This is a genomic window from Pseudoxanthomonas sp. LjRoot206 (assembly GCF_056175725.1).
The window spans coordinates 324987-347237 of sequence record NZ_JBGFFI010000002.1 but is presented as its reverse complement, the minus strand read 5'-3'; the positions used below and the strand labels follow the sequence as shown (position 1 = coordinate 347237).

Annotated in this window: 13 protein-coding genes; 12 read left to right on the top strand and 1 reads right to left on the bottom strand. The window is 68.5% G+C overall.

Going from position 1 to position 22251, the window contains the following annotated elements; genetic code table 11:
• The first annotated feature begins 8 nt into the window (after window positions 1–8).
• The 10 genes from AC04MD_RS06235 (at window position 9) to AC04MD_RS06190 (ending at window position 17888) form a co-directional block, all read left to right on the top strand.
• Window positions 9–644, top strand: a complete 636-nt coding sequence (locus AC04MD_RS06235; protein ID WP_475496435.1) for a hypothetical protein — start codon at window positions 9–11, stop codon at window positions 642–644.
• A 30-nt stretch (window positions 645–674) separates the two neighbouring features.
• Window positions 675–2648, top strand: coding sequence for a hypothetical protein (locus AC04MD_RS06230; RefSeq protein ID WP_475496434.1), 1974 nt, complete (start codon window positions 675–677; stop codon window positions 2646–2648).
• An 86-nt stretch (window positions 2649–2734) separates the two neighbouring features.
• The gene (locus AC04MD_RS06225) at window positions 2735–8053 is read left to right on the top strand and encodes a DNA repair ATPase (RefSeq protein WP_475496433.1); all 5319 of its coding nucleotides are present in this window, start codon (window positions 2735–2737) and stop codon (window positions 8051–8053) included.
• Entirely contained in the window at window positions 8050–8751 is a 702-nt protein-coding gene (locus tag AC04MD_RS06220) for a hypothetical protein (RefSeq protein WP_475496432.1), read from the top strand. The genes AC04MD_RS06225 and AC04MD_RS06220 overlap by 4 nt, the downstream gene beginning before the upstream one ends.
• Window positions 8748–9851, top strand: a complete 1104-nt coding sequence (locus tag AC04MD_RS06215) for a toxic anion resistance protein (RefSeq protein WP_475496431.1) — start codon at window positions 8748–8750, stop codon at window positions 9849–9851. Before AC04MD_RS06220 ends, AC04MD_RS06215 begins: the two co-directional genes overlap by 4 nt.
• Before the next feature lie 296 nt (window positions 9852–10147).
• On the top strand, window positions 10148–11323 hold the full coding sequence (gene iadA, locus AC04MD_RS06210) for a beta-aspartyl-peptidase (protein WP_475496430.1): 1176 nt from the start codon (window positions 10148–10150) through the stop codon (window positions 11321–11323).
• A gap of 16 nt (window positions 11324–11339) precedes the next feature.
• The gene (locus AC04MD_RS06205) at window positions 11340–12179 is read left to right on the top strand and encodes a cyanophycinase (protein ID WP_475496429.1); all 840 of its coding nucleotides are present in this window, start codon (window positions 11340–11342) and stop codon (window positions 12177–12179) included.
• A 21-nt stretch (window positions 12180–12200) separates the two neighbouring features.
• The gene (gene cphA, locus AC04MD_RS06200) at window positions 12201–14999 is read left to right on the top strand and encodes a cyanophycin synthetase (RefSeq protein WP_475496428.1); all 2799 of its coding nucleotides are present in this window, start codon (window positions 12201–12203) and stop codon (window positions 14997–14999) included.
• A gap of 52 nt (window positions 15000–15051) precedes the next feature.
• Window positions 15052–16839: a Mur ligase family protein gene (locus AC04MD_RS06195; protein WP_475496427.1), complete on the top strand. Its 1788-nt coding sequence runs from the start codon at window positions 15052–15054 to the stop codon at window positions 16837–16839.
• Between the two features lie 644 nt (window positions 16840–17483).
• Window positions 17484–17888 (top strand): hypothetical protein, encoded by a 405-nt coding sequence (locus tag AC04MD_RS06190; protein ID WP_475496426.1) that lies wholly within the window; start codon window positions 17484–17486, stop codon window positions 17886–17888.
• A gap of 268 nt (window positions 17889–18156) precedes the next feature.
• Here the strand turns inward: AC04MD_RS06190 and glmS are convergent, their stop codons facing one another.
• The gene (gene glmS, locus AC04MD_RS06185; protein WP_475496425.1) at window positions 18157–19983 is read right to left on the bottom strand and encodes a glutamine--fructose-6-phosphate transaminase (isomerizing); all 1827 of its coding nucleotides are present in this window, start codon (window positions 19981–19983) and stop codon (window positions 18157–18159) included.
• Between the two features lie 194 nt (window positions 19984–20177).
• Between glmS and AC04MD_RS06180 the strand changes: the two genes are divergently transcribed.
• Together AC04MD_RS06180 and AC04MD_RS06175 are read left to right on the top strand one after the other, a co-directional pair.
• On the top strand, window positions 20178–21446 hold the full coding sequence (locus AC04MD_RS06180; RefSeq protein ID WP_475496962.1) for an efflux RND transporter periplasmic adaptor subunit: 1269 nt from the start codon (window positions 20178–20180) through the stop codon (window positions 21444–21446).
• Between the two features lie 72 nt (window positions 21447–21518).
• Window positions 21519–22241 carry an ABC transporter ATP-binding protein gene (locus tag AC04MD_RS06175; protein ID WP_475496424.1) on the top strand — a complete coding sequence of 241 codons (723 nt, stop codon included), beginning with the start codon at window positions 21519–21521 and terminating at the stop codon, window positions 22239–22241.
• The last annotated feature ends 10 nt before the right edge of the window (window positions 22242–22251 follow it).

Sequence of the window (22251 nt, the reverse complement as noted above, 5' to 3'; positions counted from 1 at the left end):
GGGGTCGCTTGAACGAGTTCCTCACCATCATCCTGACGTTTCCGACCGTCGCTTATGGTGTCCTGCTCACCGTCTGCGTCATCTACTGGATGCTCGCCGCCACCGGCCTGTTCGACCTCGACACGGTGGATGGCTGGCTGGGCAGCGATGGCGACAGCATCGAGCCTTCCTTCGTGGCCGGCATGCTCGCGAAGATCGGCCTGTCCGGCATCCCGTTGACGCTGGTGCTGACGATACTCGCCCTGTTCGGGTGGATCATCTGCTTCCTGGCGCAGCGCTATCTGCTGCCCCTCGTGCCGGATGCGCTGAGGAGCCTCGCCGGCGTCGGCGTTGCCGTCGCCGCCCTGATTCCGGGCGTGCTGGCGACATCGATAACGCTGCGACCGTTGGCGAAGCTGATCGCGCGCCTGCGTCCGCCGATTCCGCCTTCCGTCCTCGGACGCACCGGCCGGGTCATTTCGCCGATCGTCGACGAAAGGAACGGCCGCGCCCATTTCGATGACGGCGGCGCCGGACTGATCCTCCAGGTTCGTGCCCTGCCCGACCAGAATTTCCAGCGCGGCGACCAGGTCGTCCTGATCGAGCACCTGGACGCCGCCAACGCATTCCGCATCATCTCGAAAACCGAATTCGACCAGCAGTAAGCATCCGCCACATCCTCAAGGAGTTTCGCCATGGATACCACCAACCTGATTTTCGTCCTCACCATTGTCGTGGTTGCGGTGGTGCTGCTGTTCGGCTTCATCGGCATCTTCAAGGCCTTCTACAAGAAGGTCGAACAGGGCACGGCCCTCATCGTCAACGACATGAGTTCGAGCCCCAAGGTGCATTTCACTGGCGCGCTGATCATCCCGGTGCTGTACAAGGCCGAGCTGATGAAGATCAGCCTGATCACCCTCCAGGTGGACCGCCGCGGCAAGGAAGGCCTGGTCTGCAAGGACAACATGCGCGCCGACATCGCGGTGGCGTTCTACCTGCGCGTCAACGAGACGCCGGCCGACGTGCTGCGCGTGGCCAAGGCGATCGGCGCCGACCGCGCGTCCGACAAGCACGCTGTGGACGAGCTGTTCAACGCCAAGTTCTCCGAGGCGCTGAAGACTGTCGGCAAGAAGTTCGACTTCACCGAGCTGTTCGACAAGCGCCAGGAATTCCGCGACGAGATCGTCGCCGTCATCGGCCAGGACCTCAACGGCTACGTGCTGGAAGACGTCGCCATCGACTACCTGGAGCAGACGCCCAAGCACCTGCTCGACCCCAGCAACATCCTGGACGCCGAAGGCATCCGCAAGATCACCGAGCTGACCGCGCGCCAGAACGTGCAGACCAACGAGCTTGAGCAGAACGAGAAGCTGGCGATCACCAAGAAGAACACCGAAGCCCGCGAAGCCCTGCTCGCGCTGGAACGCCAGCAGGCCGAGGCGGAAGCGCGCCAGCATCGCGAGGTCGAGACCGTGCGTGCACGCGAAGCCGCCGAGACTGCCAAGGTGATCGAGGAGCAGCGCCAGGTGTCCGAGCGCGCGCGCCTGGAAACCGAGGAGCAGATCAAGATCCGCGAGCAGGAACAGCTGCGCCAGGTCGAAGTGGCCGAGCAGAACCGCCGTCGCGCCGTCGCCATCGAACTCGAGCGCGTGGCCCGCGCCGAACAGCTGGAGCGCGTGAACACCGACAAGGAAGTGCAGATGCAGCAGGTCGACCGCGACAAGGTCGTCGAGCAGGGCCGCATGGAAGTGGCGAACGTCGTGCGCGAGCGCACCCAGATCGAACAGACGGTCGCGGTAGCCGAAGAGAAGATCAAGGAAACCCGCGAGGTCGCCGAAGCCGACCGCGCCAAGCAGGTGACCATCCTGGCCGCCGAAGCCGCCGCGCAGGAAACCCTGGTCAAGGACGTCAAGGCCGCCGAAGCCGCCGAGCAGGCCGCACGTCACCGCGCGATCGAGCTGACCGTGCTGGCCGACGCCGAACTGCAGGCCGCCGGCAAGCAGGCCGAAGCCAAGCGCGTGATGGCCGACGGCGTGCGCGCCGAGAGCGCCGCGCCCGGCCTGGCCGAGGCGCAGGTGCAGGAAGCCAACGCCGTGGCGATGGAGAAGACCGGCCTGGCCGAGGCCCGCGTGCTGGAAGCCAAGGCCGATGCGACCTACAAGCAGGGCAACGCCGATGCGCGCGTGCTGACGGAACGCCTGAGCGCCGAAGCCGAGGGCGCGCAGAAGCTGGGTGCGGCCAACGCCAGCGCCAGCCAGGCGATGGGTGATGCCGAGGCCAGCAACATCGCCAAGAAGATGTCCGCCGAGGCCGAAGGCCTGACCTCGAAGTTCGACGCGATGGGCAAGATGAGCCCGGATGCGCGCAGCCACGAGGAGTTCCGCATGCTGCTGGAAACCCAGCTGCGTCAGCTGCTGGCGTCGATCGACGCGGGCAAGGCGATCTCGCGCGAGAACGCCGAAGTGCTGGCCAGCGCGCTGAAGAACGCCAACATCGAGCTGATCGGCGGCGACGGCGGCGTATTCAATGCGCTGACCAAGGGCGTGTCGCTGGGCAAGGCGCTGGAAGGCATCGTCGGCGAGAGCCCGATCGCGGCGCAGCTGCTCGGCCGCCTGGCGGGCTCCGGCCTGCCGGTGGCCGGCCGCCAGGCCGAAGCGACCGACGCCTGAGCCAGCGTGCCTAGCCGGGCCGGCGGCACGTGCCGCCGGCCCCGATTTCCGCATCGACCGCCCAGGATGGGCGAGGATGAGGTCCGATGTCCGATACACCGAACACCGACGTCCCTTCCACCGACACGCAGGTCGACCAGGCCGTCGCCCAGGGCGGCGCCTACGACGTGCTGCGCCGCCGCCTCGACGAACAGGGCGCACGGTTGCGCACCGTCGTGGAAGCGCTCAACGCGCGCCGCCTGCAGGAATTCGGCGACAGCCGGATGGAAGCCATCGGCCGCCTGCGCATCCGCACCGAGCACAACTCGGTCGGGCGCGACATCGTGCAGGTCGGCGACCTGCTGCTGTTCGGCTTCAACGTCTACATGGGCCTGAAGGCGACCACCTCGGTCGCCGACGTGTTCGGCATCTACCGCCTGGTGGAGGCCGGCGAAGGCTACGACGTGGCGCCTGTCGACATCGCCGCGAGCTTCCTCGGGGACGGGGCGTTCCAGCGCGACTTCAGCGAGCTGTACAGCTACTACAAGGACGCGCGGCTGCTGCAGCTGATCGTCCGCGACGGCCGCCTGCTGATGGCGTTCCAGATCGGCCTGAAGAACACCGACGTGCGCGTGTTCCGCTGGACGCTAACCTCCGAGGGCGAGGTCAACTACCTCGACGCCCGCGGCGAGCGCGACATCGTGCTGCCGCCGCCGTTCGACTTCGAATGGACGCGCGCGACCAAGGACATGGAAGTCAGCGGCCGCCATCCGCACCTGAACATCCTCGACACGCTGTTCGTCGAGACCATCGGCGGCGACCTGACGCTGAAGGTGGAGAACAACACCGAGACCGGCGCCGGCGTCTACAGCGAGCCGGTCGAGGACCGCACGCAGTCGCTGGACGATGCGCAGATCGAGTTCGCACGCGTCGGCTCGCTGATCCTGCTGAAGGTACTGCCGTACCGCGAGAGCGCGTGGCGCGGCCTGGTCTACAACACCCAGACCGGCAAGGTGACGCGCCTCGACGCCATCGTGCAGGCCTGCATCCAGCTGCCCGAAGACCACGGCATCATCTTCCCCGGCGGCTACTACCTGCAGAACGGCGAACACAAGGCCTTCGATGCCGCCGTGCAGGACATGCAGTACAAGCGCACGATCCGCTCGCCGAACGGCGAAGACGTGATGTACGTGTTCTACGAGCGCGAGACTGGCCAGGCCGCGCTACTGGTCTACAACTTGGTGCAACGCCGCCTGCAGCCGCCCGTGCTCGCGCACGGGTATGCGCGCCTGCACGACGGCCGCATGGTGCTGTTCCGCGCCGAGAACGACGATCCCACCCGCGTGCATCCGATGCAGGTGTGGCAGACGCCCTTCAGTTCCGACGAGTTCGCCGCGGCGCGACCGGCCGGCACTTCGTTCATGGCCAAGCTCGGCAATGCCGAACTGGTGCGCGCCGTGTCGAACCTGTTCGACCTGGCCCGCGAGATCGAGCGCGGCGATGTGTCGGCGCAGCGCTACCAGCTGCTGACGCACGGCACGCGCCGGCTGTTCGACCTGCACCACTGGATCGACGACGCGCAGTGCGAAGGCCTGGCCACGCTGCTGCACGAGATCGCCGGCACCGGCGAGTCGGTGCTGGACGAGTACGAGAAGGTGCAGGAGATCCGGCGCCAGTCCGAGACCTCGATGGCGCAGGCACAGCGCGACCATCGCGCGCTGCTCGGCCGCCTGCAGCCGGAGGGATGGAACGGCATCGGCGAGTTCGTCGAGGCGCTGGGCGCGGTCTCGCGCCTGCGCGGCCATCTGCTGACCATCCGCGACTACCGCTACATCGACACCGCCGCCATCGATGCGATGACGGCGGCGCTGCAGGACGCGCATGAGCGCGTCGGCACCGCGACCGGGCAGTTCCTGGCCGGCGAGAAGGCATTGGCGCCGTTCCAGCAGCGCTTGGTCGAGCTGGATGCGCGCGCACAGAAGGCCGCCAGCGCGCGCGAACTGGCCGAGGCCATCGAGGCCATGCAGGGCATGGCGGGCGAGCTTGACATGCTGTCCGAGCTGATGGCGACGCTGAAGGTCGACGACGCCACCCAGCGCACCCGCGTGGTCGATGCGCTGTCGGCGATCTATTCGAAGCTCAACCAGATCCGCGCGCGCGCCACCCAGCGCCGTCGCGAGCTGGGCTCGGCCGAAGCGGTGGCGCAGTTCGGCGCGCAGTTCACCCTGTTCGGCCAGGCGGTCAGCAACGCGCTGGCGATGGCGACCACGCCGGAGCGCGCCGACGAGCAGCTGTCGCGCCTGATGGTGCAGCTGGAGGAACTGGAAAGCCAGTTCGGCGAACACGAGCAGTTCCTCGGCGACATCCTCTCCAAGCGCGAAGAGATGCTGGAGGCGTTCGAGGCGCACAAGCAGGCGTTGCTGGACGACCGCCAGCGCAAAGCGCAGTCGGTACAGGAAGCCGCCAACCGCATCCTGGAAGGGCTCGGTCGGCGCACCGAGCGCTTCACCACGCCGGACGAACTCAACGCCTTCTTCGCCGGCGATGCGCTGGTATTGAAGCTGCGCGAGCTGGCGGGCCGCCTGCGCGAGCTGAAGGACTCGGTGAAGGCCGACGATATCGAGGCGCGCATCAAGGGCGCCCGCGACCAGGCCGTGCGCGGATTGCGCGACCGCAGCGACCTGTTCGAGGACGCCGGCAACGTCATCAAGCTGGGGCCGCGCCACCGTTTCAGCGTCAACACGCAGCCGCTGGACCTGACCCTGATCCCGCGCGGCGACACGCTGGCCGTGCACCTGACCGGCACCGATTACCTGGAGCCGCTGCAGGAACCGGCGCTGGACGCGCTGCGCGCCTACTGGGACGTCACCCTCGAATCCGAGTCGCCCACGCTGTACCGCGGCGAGTACCTCGCCTGCCGGCTGCTTCAGGATGCGCTGGCGAGCGAAGGCGGCCTGACGGCGCACCAGCTCGACCATGCGCTCGCCGATCCGGAAGCGCTGGACCGCATCGTGCGCGACTACGCCGCGCCGCGTTATCGCGAGGGTTACGAAAAGGGCATCCACGACCACGACGCCGTCGCGATCCTGCGCGCCTTCCTGCCGCTGCGGCAGGCCGCCGGCACACTGCAGTACGCGCCCGACGCGCGTGCGCTGGCGGTGGCCTGGTGGTGCCGCGGCGACGCGGTGCCGCAGGAGACGATCGACCGGATCCGGGCAGCCCGCGCGATCGATGCGATGTCGCCCGCAGGCCGCGCGCTGCAGACGCTGCGCGATGAACTGGCGACGGCGATCATCGATTGGGTGCAACGCGATGCACTGCCCTTCGCCACCACGGACGCATCGGCCGCCGCGGCGTTCCTGGCGGACACCGTCACCAGCGCGACGCCCACGTTCCGCTTCACCCACTACGCCGACTCGCTGGTGGCCGCGTTCCGGGCGCGCCTTTCCGACAAGGCTGGCGGCAGCGTGCTGGCCAGCGCGCTGCAACGGCTGGACGGACGTCCGGCGGCGGCCTGGTCGCTGCTGCGGCAGGCGCTGGACGCGCTGACCGCACTGCCCGACCAGGCCCACCTGGCCGCGTACGTGCCGGAAGCGATCACGCTGTTCCGCCACGGCGCGCAGCTGACGCACGTCATCGAACACGTGACGCTGATGACGACCGTCGAAGGATTGCTCGGCGAGCACGCACGCATCCGCGAGGGACGGCTCCCGTTGGCCGTCGACGACCTGCCGGCGCGCTTCACCGCGCATCGCGAGCACTTCGTGCCGGCATGGCAGCGCTACCAGGCGCTGCGCGGCGAGGTCGCGCAGCGGGAGCGCGCGGCGATGCGCCTGTCGGAGTTCAAGGCGCGGCCGCTGAGCTCGTTCGTGCGCAACAAGCTGATCAACGACGTCTACCTGCCCGTCATCGGCGACAACCTCGCCAAGCAGATGGGCACCGTCGGCGAGAACAAGCGCAGCGACCTGATGGGCCTGCTGATGATGATTTCGCCGCCCGGCTACGGCAAGACCACGCTGATGGAATACGTGGGGCATCGGCTCGGCCTGGTCTTCATGAAGATCAACGGTCCTGCGCTTGGCCACGAGGTGCGCTCGCTGGATCCCGCGCAGGCGCCGGACGCGACGTCGCGGCAGGAACTGGAGAAGCTCAACCTGGCGCTGGAGATGGGCAACAACGTGATGCTGTACCTGGACGACATCCAGCACACGCATCCCGAGTTCCTGCAGAAGTTCATCTCGCTGTGCGACGGCACGCGCCGCATCGAGGGCGTCTGGCGCGGCAAGACCAAGACCTACGACATGCGCGGGCGCAAGTTCGCGGTGGTGATGGCGGGCAACCCGTACACGGAATCCGGCGAGGTCTTCAAGATCCCGGACATGCTGGCCAACCGCGCCGACATCTACAACCTGGGCGACGTGCTGGGCGGCATGGAGGACGCGTTCCTGCTGAGCTACGTGGAGAACTGCCTGACCTCGAATCCGGTGCTGGCGCCGCTCGCGACCCGCGACATGCCCGACCTGTACCTGCTGGTCGACAAGGCACGCGGCAAGGACGTCAGCACCAACCAGCTGTCGCACGCCTACAGCGGTGCGGAGATCGGCGAGATCGTCGCCGTGCTGCAGCGCCTGCTGACCGTGCGCGACGTGGTCTACCGCGTCAACCAGCAGTACATCGCCAGCGCCGCGCAAGCCGACAAGTACCGGGTGGAGCCGCCGTTCCGCCTGCAGGGCAGCTACCGCAACATGAACAAGCTGGCGGAGAAGATCTCGCCGGTGATGAACGCCGCCGAGCTGCAGCAACTCATATCCGACCACTACCTGGGCGAGGCGCAGCTGCTGACCACCGGTGCGGAAGAGAACCTGCTGAAACTGGGCGAACTGCGCGGCACGCTGGCCGGCGACGAACTGGCGCGCTGGCAGCAGATCAAGGCCGACTTCCTGCGCAACAAGGCGATGGGCGCGGAGGACGCCGATGTCGGCGGCCGGGTCGTCGCGCAGCTGGCCGACATCGCGGTCGGCCTGCAGCGCCTGGGCGAACCGGCGCCGGTCGAAGCGCCGCCGCCTGCGCCATGGGAAGCACTGCTGTCCGCCTTGCAGTCGCTGCGCGCGCCGGAACCGGTCGCTGCGCCTGCGCCCACGCCCGCACCGGCGATCGATACCGCGCCGGTGCTGGACGCCCTGCAGCAGACGATGGCGCGCCAGGACCAGCTCAACGCGGCGCTCGTCGCGCTGGCGCAGGCGATGCGCAGCAATGCGACGGCGCCCGCGTCCGCGGGCACGCGCAAGGCCAAGCCGCGTTCCCCGCGCGAGGCGGAGTTCGACCAGGTGATCGCGAGCCTTGCATTCAAGGAAGAGCGGCCGACGCCGACGCTGGACGTGTCGCCGTCGACGCAGGACGACGGCGAGGGAGACCTGCCGAGGTGAACCTGCCTCCCGAGGACGCCGACACACCAGGCCTGGCCGACCATGCCGCAGCCATCCGTGCGTTGACGCAAACCGGTGCGTGCGACCTGCAGGCGACGCTGCACGACCTACGCACCGTGCTGCTCTCGGCCGACCCGCGCGCACTGCGTCGCAGCGTCGGCTTCTGGGGTCGCCTGATCGGCCGCGACATCCGCCTCGCCGCGGAAGCGCGCTCGCTGCGCGAACGCAGCGGCATCCTGTTGCGGCAGGCCGGCTTCGAGGCAGAGCGACTGCATCGCCAGCACGCGACACTCTCCGGGCATGCGCAACGGCTGCGCGACGCCTGTGCGCGGCTACAGCAGGAGATCGATGGCCTCGCGCGCCGGCAGGCTGCCACAGACGAAGGCACGTCTGCCGGAACGTCGCGCCTCGCGCACCTCGTCACGCTGCGAAGTGCCTACGAGATCACCGCCAGCCAGCTGGATCTCGTGGCCGCCAACGCGCTCGCCATCGCCGAGCGGCACGCGCAGCAGCTGCCGCGATTGTCCGTGCTGCTGGACCAGCAGCACGGTGTCGCCGCCGGTAAGGGGCATGGAATGCAGCTATCCTCCGCCATGCGGACGATAGATGAGCTGGAAGCCCACATCGAACACCTGCCCGTACCGTCCGCCTCACAGGCGACGCCCGCGCAGCGAACCCAACCCCAGGAGGCCCCATGACGACGACGAATCCCGAACAGACGCTGGTCCCCGCCGCGCTGTCGCCGCAGCTGCTGACCGACCTGGGGCTGGAGAGCGCTGACATCCCGCGCATCCAGGAGGCGACCAAGGCACTGCAGGACATCGCCCCCGGCAACCTGCACACCTATGGCCGCGAGGCCACCACCAAGACCAGCGCCTTCAGCACCCAGCTGCTGGACAAGGTGCGCAACGCCGACCTCGACAGCAGCGGCGACAAGCTGGGCGACGTCGTGCGCATCGCGCGCTCACTGAACCTGGAGTCCTTCCACGGCCGCTCCAAGCTGCCGATCCTCGGCCCGCTGATCGACAAGCTGCGCGCCACCAAGGATGACCTGGTGCAGCGCTACAGCTCGACCAACCGCCAGATCGACCAGCTGATGGCCGATGTCGGCAAGACCCAACAGATCCAGCAGCAGCGCGTGCGCGAGTACGACCAGATGCACGACATCGTGCTGGACGAGCGCCGCGAACTGGGCGTGCACGTGGCCGCCGGCCGCGTCCGCATCGCCGAGCTGGAAGCGGAACTGGCCTCGCTGTCCGGCCGGGAGGATCCCGAATCGCGGACACGCCGCGTCGCGCTCGACACCGCGCTGCGCCTGATCGACAAGCGCGTGTCGGACCTGCAGGTGCTGCAGCACGCGGCGGACCAGACGCTGCCGATGATCCGGCTGATCCAGGCCAACGCGATCCAGCTGATCGAGAAGTTCAGCGCGGTGCGCGACATCACGATCCCGATGTGGCGCAACCAGTTCGCCATCCAGCTGTCGCTGGCCGACCAGCGCAACGCGGTCGAACTGGCGAATGCCATCGACGACGCCAGCAACGAACTGATGCGCAAGAACGCCGAGCTGGTGCATTCCACCGCCGTGGGCACCGCGCGCGCCAACCAGCGCTCGGTGATCGACATCGAGACGCTCCGCACCGTCAACGAGACCCTGATCCGCACGGTCGAGGAAGTCCGCGAGATCCACCGCGAAGGCATGGCCAAGCGCAGGCAACTCTCCACCGAGCTGGTCGACATGCGGGAAGACCTCGAGAAGCGGCTGGCGCTGCCGACGGCGGGCAACGCCACGGCGTAGCGCGGCGGCGACGCGCGGAAGGCGAAGATCGACCGCGCGTGTCTTCCAGTGGTCGATGCCGGCATCGGTGGATGCGGCATCCTGCGCCTGTCGACGCTATTGCGCAGCGGCACGCCACTTCATCTCACATGACGTTGCCGCCGATCCCTTCGACCCGGATGCGGGTGTGCTATCCGTTCCGCGCTGCCAACGTGCTCACGCCCGGTTAGACTGGCCAGCCGCGCGGACGACCGCGTCGGAATTGCAGCGGATCGAAGAGAGATGAGCGACAACGCCAACGGGACGGTCGACAGGTGATGACGACCACGCTGATCCGCAACGCGGATGTGTACGCGCCAGAATCCCTGGGACGCCGCGACCTGCTGCTCGGCGGCGGCAAGGTGCTGTGGATCGGCACCGATGCGCCCGACCTGCCCGCCGCCTTCGGTGCCGAGGTGCTGGACTTGGGTGGCCGCCTGCTGCTGCCGGGCCTGGTCGACGGCCACGTGCACGTTACCGGCGGCGGTGGCGAGGCCGGCTTCGCCAGCCGCGTGCCGGCGCCGGCGCTGTCGCGCTATACCCGCAGCGGCGTGACCTCGGTGGTCGGCCTGCTGGGCACCGACGATGTCGCCCGCGGCACGCGCGAACTGGTGGCGCAGGTCAACGCGCTGCGCGAGGAAGGGCTGTCGGCGTGGGGATACGCCGGCGGTTACCACCTGCCGCCCGCCACGCTGACCGGCAGCGTGCGCACGGACCTGGTCTTCATCGACTGCCTGGTCGGGGTGGGCGAGCTGGCGATCAGCGACCACCGCTCCAGCCAGCCGACGCTGGACGAATTGCTGCGGATCGCCTCCGAAGCGCACGTGGCCGGGCTGATGACCGGCAAGGCCGGCATCGTCCATCTGCATCTGGGCGACGGCCCGCGCGGCCTGGACCTGGTGCGGCGCGCGCTCGACCAGAGCGAGCTGCCGCCGCGGGTGTTCAACCCGACCCACGTCAACCGGCGCAAGGCGCTGTTCGACGAAGCCATCGAGCTGGCCCGGCGCGGCTGCAGCATCGACATCACCGCCTTCCCGGTGGACGAGGGCGAGGACGCGTGGAGCGCGGCCGATGCGCTGGTCCGCTACCTCGACAGCGGCGCCCCGCGCGACCGCGTCACCATCAGCTCCGATGCCGGCGGCTGCCTGCCCTGCTTCGATGCGCAGGGCCGCGTGTGCAGCATGGACGTCGGCCACTCCGGCGCGCTGCTCGACACCCTGCACGAACTGCTGGCCCGCGGCATCGCCCTGCAGGACGCGCTGCCGGCCTTCACGTCCAACGTCGCCGAACTGCTGCGCTTGCCTGGCAAGGGGCGCATTGCGGCGGGCGCCGACGCCGACCTGGTGGCGCTGGACGCCGCCGGTGGGGTGACCGACGTGTTCGCCGGCGGCCACCCGCACCTGCGCGATGGCGCGGTGCTGCGGCGTGGTACGTTCGAATCGCAAGACACCTGAAATACCGGAGCACTCGATGCCAAGCAAGCCCGTCAACGGGGAACACCGCGGCTGGATCATCCCGATCGGCGGCGCAGAGGACAAGGAAACCAACCCGCGCATCCTGGCGCGGTTCGTCGAACTGAGCGGTGGCGCGGACGCCGACATCGTCGTCATCCCGACCGCGAGCCGCCTGAAGGAATCCGGTACCCGCTACGAGGGATTGTTCCGCGGCATGGGCGCGGCGCGGGTCGACGTGCTGGACTTCGACACCCGCCGCGATTGCCAGGAAGAAGGCCGGCTGGCGCGGCTGGCGGAGGCCAGCGGCATCTTCTTCACCGGCGGCAACCAGTTGCGCCTGTCCACCATCCTCGGCGGCACCCAGGTGGCGCGCTGCATCCGCCTGCGCAATGCGCAGGGCGTGACCGTGGCCGGCACCAGCGCCGGCGCCGGATTCCTGAGCGAGCACATGATCGCCTTCGGTGCCGAGGGTTCGTCGCCGCGCGCCAGCAGCGTGCACCTGGCGCCCGGACTGGGCCTGACCAACCGCTTCGTGATCGACCAGCATTTCCGCCAGCGCGACCGCCTCGGTCGCCTGACCGCGGCGCTGGGCTACAACCCGTTCGCGATCGGCATCGGCCTGGACGAAGACACCGCCGCCTTCATCTCCCCCGACGACACGCTGGAGGTCGAAGGCAGCGGCGCGGTCACCGTGGTCGATGCCCACGACCTGCAGTTCTCCTCGATGGCACAGGCCGGCGAGGACGACCCCGTCTGCCTGCTGGGCCTGGGCGTGCATATCCTGATCGCCGGCGCCACCTTCAACCTGCATACGCGTCGGGCCTCGGCCGGCCGACTGGCGACCCGCAAGACCTGATCCGACAAGGGAACCTCCTGCATGCGCATCCTCGAACGCACCGTCTATGTTGGCCCGTCGCAGCATGCGCACTTCCCGGTGATCCGGCTGCTGCTGGATCTCGGCGAACTGGAGCAGTGGCCCACCGCACGCCTGGGCTCCGGCTTCATCGACGGCCTGGCAACCGCCGTGCCCGGTCTGGCCGAGCACGGCTGCTCCTACCGCGAGCCCGGCGGCTTCCTGCGCCGCATGCGCGAAGGCGAAGGCACCTGGTTGGGCCACGTGCTGGAACACGTGGCGATCGAACTGCAGAACATCGCCGGCGAAGACGTCACCTTCGGCAAGACGCGCAGCGTCGACGGCCGCCCGGGTGTCTACACCGTGGTCTACGAATACGCCCAGCGCGAGGAAGGCATCGCCGCGGGCGAGCTGGCGCTGAAACTGCTGTGTTCGCTGATGCCCGAAGGCATACGCCCGGCCGGCAGCGTGCCTGCGGATTGGGCCTGGGAAGAGGCGCGCGACGACTTCATCCGTTACGCGCAGAAGCGCGCGCTCGGCCCGTCCACGGCGTCGCTGGTGCGCGCGGCCGAGGCGCGCGGCATCCCGTGGCTGCGGCTCAATAACCAGTCGCTGATCCAGTTCGGCCACGGCAAGTACCAGCAGCGCATCCAGGCCACCGTCACCGGCAAAACGCCCCACATCTCGGTCGAACTGGCCAGCGACAAGGAGGAGACCAACAAGATCCTCGGCTCGCTCGGCCTGCCGGTGCCGCGCCAGCACCTGGTCACCAGCCAGACCGAAGCGATCAAGGCCGCGCAGCGGCTCGGCGGGCCGGTGGTGCTCAAACCCTACAACGGCAATCACGGCCGCGGCATCACCATCGACATCAGCGGCGACGACGAGATCCGCGCCGCCTTCGATGCCGCGCGCGAACACTCGCGCTCGGTGATCGTCGAAACCTTCCAGGAGGGCGCGGACCACCGCCTGCTGGTGGTCAATGGCGAACTGATCGCGGCGACGCGACGCACGCCCGGCCACGTGGTCGGCGATGGCCGCAGGACCATCGCCGAACTCGTCGAGATCGTGAACCAGGACCCGCGACGCGGCGTCGGCCACGAGAAGGTGCTGACGCGCCTGGAGCTCGACCGCGAGGCGAATCTGATGATGGAGCGCGTCGGCTACACCGCCGACGCGGTGCCGAAGGAAGGCGAGGTGGTGTTCCTGCGCTCCACCGCCAACCTGTCCACCGGCGGCACCGCGACCGACGTCACCGACATCATCCACCCCGACAACCGCGACATGGCGGTGCGTGCAGTGCGCGCGATCGGCCTGGACGTGGGCGGCGTGGATTTCATCAGCCCCAACATCGCCGAGAGCTACAAGACCATCGGCGGCGCGATCTGCGAAGTGAACGCCGCGCCCGGCTTCCGCATGCACGTGGCGCCGAGCGAAGGCACGCCGCGCGACGCCGCCGGCCCGGTGATCGACATGCTGTTCCCGCCGGGCACGCCGTCGCGGGTGCCGATCGCCGCGGTCACCGGCACCAATGGCAAGACCACCACCGCGCGCATGCTGGCGCATATCACCAAGATGGCCGGCTACACGCCGGGCCTGACCACCACCGACGGCGTGTACATCGACGGCCAGCGCACGGTGGAAGGCGACATGACCGGGCCGGTGTCGGCGCGGATGGTGCTGTCCGATCCGCACATCGACCTGGCGGTGCTGGAAACCGCGCGCGGCGGCCTGCTGCGCGCCGGCATGGGCGTGCCGGAGGTGGACGTGGGCGCGGTGCTCAACATCGCCGCCGACCACCTGGGACTCAAGGGCATCGATACGCTGGAACAGCTGGCGGAGATCAAGCGCATCGTGGTCGAAGTGGCCAAGGACTGCGCGGTGCTGAACGCCGACGACGTCAACGTGTTGAAGATGTCGGGCTACACCGACGCGAAGACGATCTGCTACGTCACCATGAATCCGTCGCACGCGCTGGTGCGCGAGCACATCCGCGCCGGCGGCCGCGCCTGCGCGCTGGAGGCCGGCGTCAACGGCCACATGGTCACGCTGTACGACAAGGGCAGCCACATCCCGCTGATGTGGACCCACCTGATCCCCGCCACGATGGAGGGCCGCGCGCTGCACAACGTGCAGAACGCGATGTTCGCCGCCGCGATGGCGTTCTCGCTGGGGATCAAGCTCGACGCGATCCGCCATGGCCTGCGCACCTTCGACACCACCTTCTTCCAGGCGCCGGGCCGGATGAATGTGTACGACGAGCATCCGTTCAAGGTGGTGATGGATTACGCGCACAACGCACATGCGGTCGGCATGATGGCCGACCTGGCCCAGCGCCTGGAGGTGACCGGACGCCGGATCGTGGTGGTGGCCGCCCCCGGCGACCGCCGCGACGAGGATATCCAGGACATCGCCCGTGCCGTGGCGGGTCGCTTCGACCACTACGTGGTCAAGCGCGACGACAGCCTGCGCGGCCGCGACGGCGACGAAGTGCCGCGGATCATCGCCCGCGCACTGCAGGCGGCGGGCGTGGCGGAGACGGCGATCGAACAGATCCCCGACGAGCAGCAGGCCATCGACGCCGCGCTGCGCATGGGCAGGCCCGGCGACCTGGTGCTGGTGTTCGCCGATGCCCTGGCCCGCTCGTGGAAGCAGATCACCAAGTTCACGCCCGAAGGCGCCGAGCCGCGCAGCACCCGCCAGGCAGCGTTGCCGTCGCTGCCGCCGGCGCCCAGCGCCGACGAAGCGGCGGTGGCGGCGATGCAAGGCGTGATCCGCGAGGAGCGCGGGCTGGTGTTCGCGCGCCATGACGAGGACAGCGATTGAGCGATGGCGATCCGCAACCGCCTGATCGCGCTTTCCACCCACGACCTGCCGCATGAGTGAATCCGTCCCCTTGCCGTTCGACGACCTGCGCCGCCTGACCGGGCCCAACCTGTACTTCGCCGGACCGGGCGCGGTGCTGGAAACGATGGTCGGAGCGCCGGTGCCCGCGGCGCTGATCGAAGACTGGAAGCGGCGCATCGCGCGCGCGCGCGCCGCGCTTTGCTGGCCCGATGGCCCGGTGATGGTCCGCGAGCACGCCAGCGGCGCCAGCCTCGCCTTCGCCGCACCCGGCGACATGCTCTACGCCGCCGCCGACGTGGACGAATGGGCGTGGCTGTCCGCCCTGGCCGCAGCCGGGAGATCCGTCGGAGAACCCGCGCTGCAGCCGGGATATGCCTCGTTCGTCGACGAAGACGCGGACCTGCGCCTGCTGCGCGCCGTCGCCGCGGCCGAAGGCCTGCCGCGACTGCCCGCGCTGCGCGAGGCCGCGCATGCGCACGGCCTGCCGCTGCTGCTCGACGACGAACGACTGTCCATCGGCCTGGGCAGCGGCAGCCGCACCTGGGACAACGCCGCGCTGCCGACGCCCGATGACGTGCCGTGGCAGGAGTTGCACGCGATCCCGTTGGCCCTGGTCACCGGTTCCAACGGCAAGACCACCACCGTGCGCCTGCTCACCGCGATCGCCATCGCACACGGCTGGCACACCGCCAACAGCTGCACCGACGGCATCTACCTGGACGGCACGCTGATCGAAGGTGGCGACTACTCCGGCCCCGGTGGCGCACGCAGCCTGCTGCGCGATCGCCGCACCCAGGCCGCGATCCTGGAGACCGCGCGCGGCGGCATGCTGCGCCGCGGCCTGGCGGTCGAACGCGCCGACGTGGCCGTGGTCACCAACGTCAGCCCCGACCACTTCGGCGAGTACGGCATCCACGACCTCGATGGCCTGGCCGAGGTGAAGCTGACCGTCGCCCGCGCGATCGACGCCGACGGCATGCTCGTGCTCAACGCCGACAACGCATTGCTGCGCCGGCATGCCGCCCGTGTCGATGCGCCGCTGGCCTGGTTCTCCACCTGCGATGACCATCCGCTGCTGCGCCAGGCGCGCGCCGAAGGCCGTCGCAGCTGCGGCGTGCGCGAGGGCCACCTGTGGCTGTTCGACGGCACGCATGCCCACGATCTGGGCGCGATCGCCGGCATGCCGCTGACGCTCGGCGGCCTGGCCGCGCACAACGTGCAGAACTGCGCCGCCGCCGCGCTCGCCGCCAGCGGGCTGGGCATCGCCCCGGCGACGATCGCCGCCGTGCTCGCCCGCTTCGGCCGCGACAACCGCGACAACCCCGGCCGCCTTCAGCGCTGGGTCCTCGGCGGCGGCGTGCAGGTGTACGTCGACTACGCGCACAACCCCGATGGGCTGGCGCAGTTTCTCGATCTGGTCCGCCAGGCGCACCGCGATGGCGGACGCCTGCACCTGCTGCTCGGCCAGGCCGGCGACCGCAGCGACGAGGCCATCGCCGACCTCGCCGCCACCGCCGCGTCATTTCGCCCCGACCACGTGGTGCTCAAGGACATGGAAGGCTATATGCGCGGACGCGAAAGCGGCGAGGTGGGCCGGGTGCTGCGCGCCGCGCTGGTGCGCCACGGCGTGGCCGACGCCGCCATCGACGAATGCCGTGACGAAACCGAGGCCGTGCGCGCGATCCTGTCCGCCGCCCGCCCCGGCGACAGCCTCGCCCTGCCGGTGCACGGCGTCGCCGCGCGCGAACGCGTCAACGCCCTGCTCGACCGGCTGCAGGCGCAGGCATGGTCGGCCGGCGACCCCGTCGCCGGCGACTGATTACTCCACCGTCACCGACTTGGCGAGGTTGCGCGGCTTGTCCACGTCGGTGCCGCGCGCCAGCGCGGTGTGGTACGCCAACGGCTTTACCGGGATGGTTTGCAAGAATGGGGTCGCCATACATTTCTATTTGCGATTGTTAACGGAAATTTACGCTGGTCCTGGTTTGCCAGGAGCGCGCATCCGTCAGCAGGGCTGAATCAGCCTAAGAGGGTGCGCATCATCATGGCGTTCGGGTACCTTCTTGCTGGCCACGTCCGAGATCGAACGCCATGTCACTACCCTGGGCCTCCGTCCTCCTCGTCTCTTTGGCAATGGGCGCCCATCAACCGATACCTGACGTCCAGAGTGAGCAGAGCGGTAGGTCGGGCCCGCAACGCGCCGCTGAACAGGGAAGTACAAGAGGATGCACCGATCCCATCTACGAAGCGGCGCTCAACGCGGATGCCCAGCGTCTTCGGGAGTCGGATTCGATATGCGAAGGACCAAACGCCCGTTCACGCGCCTGCACCGATGCAACGCTTGAAGCGGCTGCCTTAGCTGTAGATAAGCTCGACTACGAAGATCAGGTGCAATCCTGTATTGCACGAGCAATGGTCTCATCCGAGGATGCGCCCATGCTTTGGAGGGGTGCCCGAGTCGGAATGAGTCTGGAGCAAACGCAACGGCACGTTCAGGAACTCGGAATTCCCTTGGAGACGCTGCCTCCATTTCTCCAGGAAAGAGTTGTGTCGACGAAGCCTTTCAGCCTCGATGGGATGGAGTTCAACGCCACGTTCAACCTCGAGAACGATCAGCTGATCTCGGTCGCCCTATCCTCATCAGAAGCGCTGTCAGAACGACAGTGTGGCTCGGGGTTCGAAGCGTTTACAACGACACTGGCTCGGGAAACCGGGGTGGCGTGGGTGAACAATCCCTCCGGGACGGAGTTCAGTGAAATACGTTCGTGGACGAGCGACAAGCACAATGTCACTTTGGTGATCGAACATGAGGCCGCAACACTGGGAGCCTGCAGGCTGACTCTCGTATACAACGAGCCGCCCAGATAGAAAATGCCATGCGTTCGCGATCATCGAGGGGCTGCGGAGGACATTCCTGATCGCAGGCAGCCGCTTCACCGCTCCCGCGTGGAGGAGCCGAGTCCTGCGCAGGCTGACGGCTAGGGCAAGGCGCATCGTCGACAACCCCGAGAGCTCGGAATGAAGTCGGGCTTCCGATAACACGAAGTGCCCATGCGTACTCAGTGCGTGGGCATAGCCTTGGTCTATGGGTGGAGCTCTCGAGCGAGGCCGGCTTTCCCGGCCTCGCGGAAGCGACCTACTCCACCGTCACCGACTTGGCGAGGTTGCGTGGCTTGTCCACGTCGGTGCCGCGTGCGAGCGCGGTGTGGTACGCCAGCAGCTGCACGGGAATGGTGTGCACGATGGGGCTGAGCACGCCAACGTGACGCGGGGTGCGGATGACGTGCACGCCTTCGGATTCGCTGAAATGGCTGTCCTGGTCGGTGAACACGAACAGCTCGCCGCCGCGCGCGCGCACTTCCTGCATGTTGGACTTCACCTTCTCCAGCAGCACGTCGTTGGGTGCGATCACCACCACCGGCATGTCGGCATCGACCAGCGCCAGCGGGCCGTGCTTCAGTTCGCCGGCCGGATAGGCCTCGGCGTGGATGTAGGAGATTTCCTTCAGCTTGAGCGCGCCTTCCAGCGCGATCGGGTAGTGCAGGCCGCGGCCGAGGAACAGCGCATCCGACTTCGGCGCGAAGCGTTCCGCCCACGCCGCGATCTGCGGCTCCAGGTTCAGCGCGTGCTGCACGCTGCCCGGCAGGTGGCGCAGCTGCTCCAGGTAGTCGGCTTCCTGCTCCGGCGTGACCTTGCCGCGCAGCTTGCCGAGCACCACGGTGAGCTGGAACAGCGCCGCCAGCTGGGTGGTGAAGGCCTTGGTCGACGCCACGCCGATCTCGGCACCGGCACGCGTGTAGCAGACCAGCTCGCTGGCGCGCGGGATGGCGCTTTCCGGCACGTTGCAGATCGACAGCGTGTGCTGGTGGCCGAGCGACTTCGCGTATTTCAGCGCCTCCATCGTGTCCAGCGTTTCGCCGGACTGCGAGATGGTGACGATCAGGTGCTTCGGGTTCGCGTACGCGGCCCGGTAGCGGTATTCGCTGGCGATCTCGACATTGCACGGCAGCCCCGAGATGGCTTCCAGCCAGTAGCGCGCGGTCATGCCGGCGTAGTAACTGGTACCGCAGGCGAGGATCTGCACGCCTTCGATGTCCTTCAGCGCCGCCTCCGCGTTGGCGCCGAAGAGCGCGGGCGAGAAGCCGCCGTCGACCACCGCCTCGATGGTGTCGGCAATCGCGCGCGGCTGCTCGTGGATCTCCTTCTGCATGAAGTGGCGGTACGGGCCCAGCTCCAGCGAGGCCAGCGACACGTCGGACACGTGCACGTCGCGCTGGATCGGTTCGTTCTTGCCGTCGAACACCTTGACGCCTTCGCGCGTCACTTCGGCGGTGTCGCCCTCTTCCAGGAAGATCACGCGGCGCGTGGCCTGCAGGATCGCGGAGACATCCGAGGCGATGAAGTTCTCGCCCTCGCCCAGGCCGATCAGCAGCGGGCAGCCCATGCGGGCGCAGACCATGCGGTCCGGTTCCTGACGGCTGACCACGGCCAGCGCATACGCACCGGTGAGTTCCTTCACCGTGTGCTGCAGTGCCGTCAGCAGGTCGTCACCGCCCTTCAGGTGGTGGTGCATCAGGTGGGCAATGACTTCCGTGTCGGTCTGCGACTCGAACACGTAGCCAAGCGCACGGAGCTTTTCGCGCTGCTCTTCGTGGTTCTCGATGATGCCGTTGTGCACCAGCGCCACGCCGTGGCTGATGTGCGGATGGGCGTTGGCTTCGGTGACGCCGCCATGGGTGGCCCAGCGCGTATGGCCGATGCCCAGGCTGGCGTTGAAGCCCTCGGCGGCGGCGGCGCCTTCCATTTCGGCCACGCGGCCGGTGCGGCGCACGCGGCGCACGTCCTGCTGGTCGACCACCGCGATACCCGCGGAATCGTAGCCCCGGTATTCCAGCCGCTTCAGTCCTTCGATCAGTACCGGCACCACGTCGCGATCGGCGATCGCGCCCACAATTCCGCACATAAGCGTCTGTCTTCCATCTGAGTGAAACGAGCGGACATTCTACGTGTCCGGTACTGGACAGGCCCTGTCCGCTCGGTGTCCGCGGACACCCGGACAGTCGTCCACGCCGGACAAGCCCCTTTGAAATCAAACACTTGCGTTTGGCACGCATCCTGCTGAGACAGGCAGGTCATTCCAAAGAACGCATGCCGCCGATGATTCGGGACACCTCCGCGCAAGACCGAGTGCTCAGCTCCTCGCAGACCCGTCCGGCCTGGCGCCGCTGGGTGTGGCCCGCCGCCGGCGGCGCCCTGCTGCTGGTCGGCATCGTCTTCGCAGCGCGCGGCTGGCTGGCGGGCACCGCATCGGTGGATGGCGCACGCCTGCGCATCGCCGAGGTGACCCGCGGCGACCTGGTCCGCGACATCGCCGCCGACGGCCGCGTCATCGCCGCCAACAGTCCCACGCTGTATGCGGTGGCCGGCGGCGTGGTCACGCTGAAGGTGGTGGCTGGCGACAAGGTCACCCAGGGCCAGCCGCTGGCCGAGATCGACAGTCCCGAGCTGCGCAGCAAGCTGGCGCAGGAGCAGACCACGCTGGCCGGCCTGGAGGCCGAATCCAGCCGCGCCACCCTCGACGCCAGCGTCACCCGCGCCAACGCGCAGAAGGCGCTGGACCAGGCCGAGATCGAGCGCCAGGCCGCCGAGCGCACGCTGCAGCGCTACCAGCGTGGCTTCGAAGGCGGCGCGGTGCCGCAGGTCGACGTGCTGGAAGCGCAGGACAACCTGCGCAAGGCCGAGATTGCGCTGGCCCATGCCCGCAAGGACGCCGGCCTGCAGGGCCAGGGCGCCGGCCTCGACGCGCGCAACAAGCAGCTGCTGGCCGACCGCCAGCGCGCCGTGGTCGCCGAAGTGCAGCGCCAGGTCGATGCGCTGACGCTGCGCGCGCCGTTCGACGGCCAGGTCGGCCAGGTGCAGGCCGTGCAGCGTTCGAACGTGGCGATCAATGCGCCGGTGCTGAGCGTCGTCGACCTGTCCGTGTTCGAAGTCGAGATCAAGGTGCCGGAGAGCTTCGCGCGCGACCTCGCCATCGGCATGCCGGCCACCCTGACCAGCGCCGGCCAGCCGTACGCGGGTGAGATCTCCGCGGTGTCGCCGGAAGTGGTGAGCGGCGAAGTCGTCACCCGCCTGCGCTTCTCCGACAAGCAGCCGCCCGGCCTGCGCCAGAACCAGCGCTTGTCCGCACGCATCCTGATGGAGACGCGCCGCAACGTGCTGATGGTCGAACGCGGTCCGTTCCTCGAGCAGAGCGGCGGCCGCTACGCCTACGTCATGGACGGCAGCTCCGCCGTGCGTCGCCCGGTGCAGCTGGGCGTCAGCAGCCTGAGCAGCATCGAAGTACTGGGCGGCCTGCAGCCCGGCGACAAGGTCGTCGTCTCCGGCAGCGACCTGTTCGGCGACGCCGAGCGCGTCTCGGTCAACTGATCCCGCGTCCTGCCCCGCTCTCCTCACCCACGCTTTTCTCCTCCGCACCAGAACCCGAAGAAGGAACCCGCCATGCTTGAGATGCGCCAAGTCGCCAAGGTCTACCGCACCGAACAGGTGGAAACGCATGCGCTGCGTTCGCTCGACCTGCATGTCCGCGAGGGCGAGTTCGTCGCGGTCACCGGTCCGTCGGGTTCCGGCAAGACCACCTTCCTCAACATCGCCGGCCTGCTGGAGACCTTCACCGGCGGCCAGTTCCTGCTGGACGGCCAGGACGTCAGCCATCTCGGCGACGACGCACGCTCGCGCCTGCGCAACCAGAAGATCGGCTTCATCTTCCAGGGCTTCAACCTGATCCCGGACCTCAACCTGTTCGACAACGTCGACGTGCCGCTGCGCTACCGCGGTATGCCCGCGGCCGAGCGCAAGCAGCGCATCGAGGATGCGCTGGCGCGCGTGGGCCTGGGCTCGCGCATGAAGCACTTCCCGGCCGAACTGTCGGGCGGCCAGCAGCAACGCACCGCGATCGCACGTGCGCTCGCCGGCAGCCCGCGCCTGTTGCTGGCGGACGAACCGACCGGCAACCTGGACTCGCAGATGGCGCGCGGCGTGATGGAGCTGATGGAGGAGATCAACCGCCAGGGCACGACCATCATCATGGTCACGCACGACCCCGAACTGGCGGCGCGCGCGCAGCGCAACGTGCACATCGTGGATGGCATGGCCACCGACCTGTCGGTGGAGCCCGCGCTGATGCGCGCGGCGCACGCCGCCGAAGCCAACGCCTCCGCGTAAGGAGCCTGCC

Bases quoted from the DNA above. Each gene is read 5' to 3' on its own strand.
- AC04MD_RS06230 (WP_475496434.1), top strand. From the start codon at position 675: ATGGATACCACCAACCTGATTTTCGTCCTCACCATTGTCGTGGTTGCG.
- AC04MD_RS06225 (WP_475496433.1), top strand. From the start codon at position 2,735: ATGTCCGATACACCGAACACCGACGTCCCTTCCACCGACACGCAGGTC.
- AC04MD_RS06215 (WP_475496431.1), top strand. From the start codon at position 8,748: ATGACGACGACGAATCCCGAACAGACGCTGGTCCCCGCCGCGCTGTCG.
- iadA (WP_475496430.1), top strand. From the start codon at position 10,148: ATGACGACCACGCTGATCCGCAACGCGGATGTGTACGCGCCAGAATCC.
- AC04MD_RS06205 (WP_475496429.1), top strand. From the start codon at position 11,340: ATGCCAAGCAAGCCCGTCAACGGGGAACACCGCGGCTGGATCATCCCG.
- cphA (WP_475496428.1), top strand. From the start codon at position 12,201: ATGCGCATCCTCGAACGCACCGTCTATGTTGGCCCGTCGCAGCATGCG.
- AC04MD_RS06195 (WP_475496427.1), top strand. From the start codon at position 15,052: ATGAGTGAATCCGTCCCCTTGCCGTTCGACGACCTGCGCCGCCTGACC.
- AC04MD_RS06190 (WP_475496426.1), top strand. From the start codon at position 17,484: ATGAGTCTGGAGCAAACGCAACGGCACGTTCAGGAACTCGGAATTCCC.
- glmS (WP_475496425.1), bottom strand. From the start codon at position 19,983: ATGTGCGGAATTGTGGGCGCGATCGCCGATCGCGACGTGGTGCCGGTA.
- AC04MD_RS06180 (WP_475496962.1), top strand. From the start codon at position 20,178: ATGATTCGGGACACCTCCGCGCAAGACCGAGTGCTCAGCTCCTCGCAG.
- AC04MD_RS06175 (WP_475496424.1), top strand. From the start codon at position 21,519: ATGCTTGAGATGCGCCAAGTCGCCAAGGTCTACCGCACCGAACAGGTG.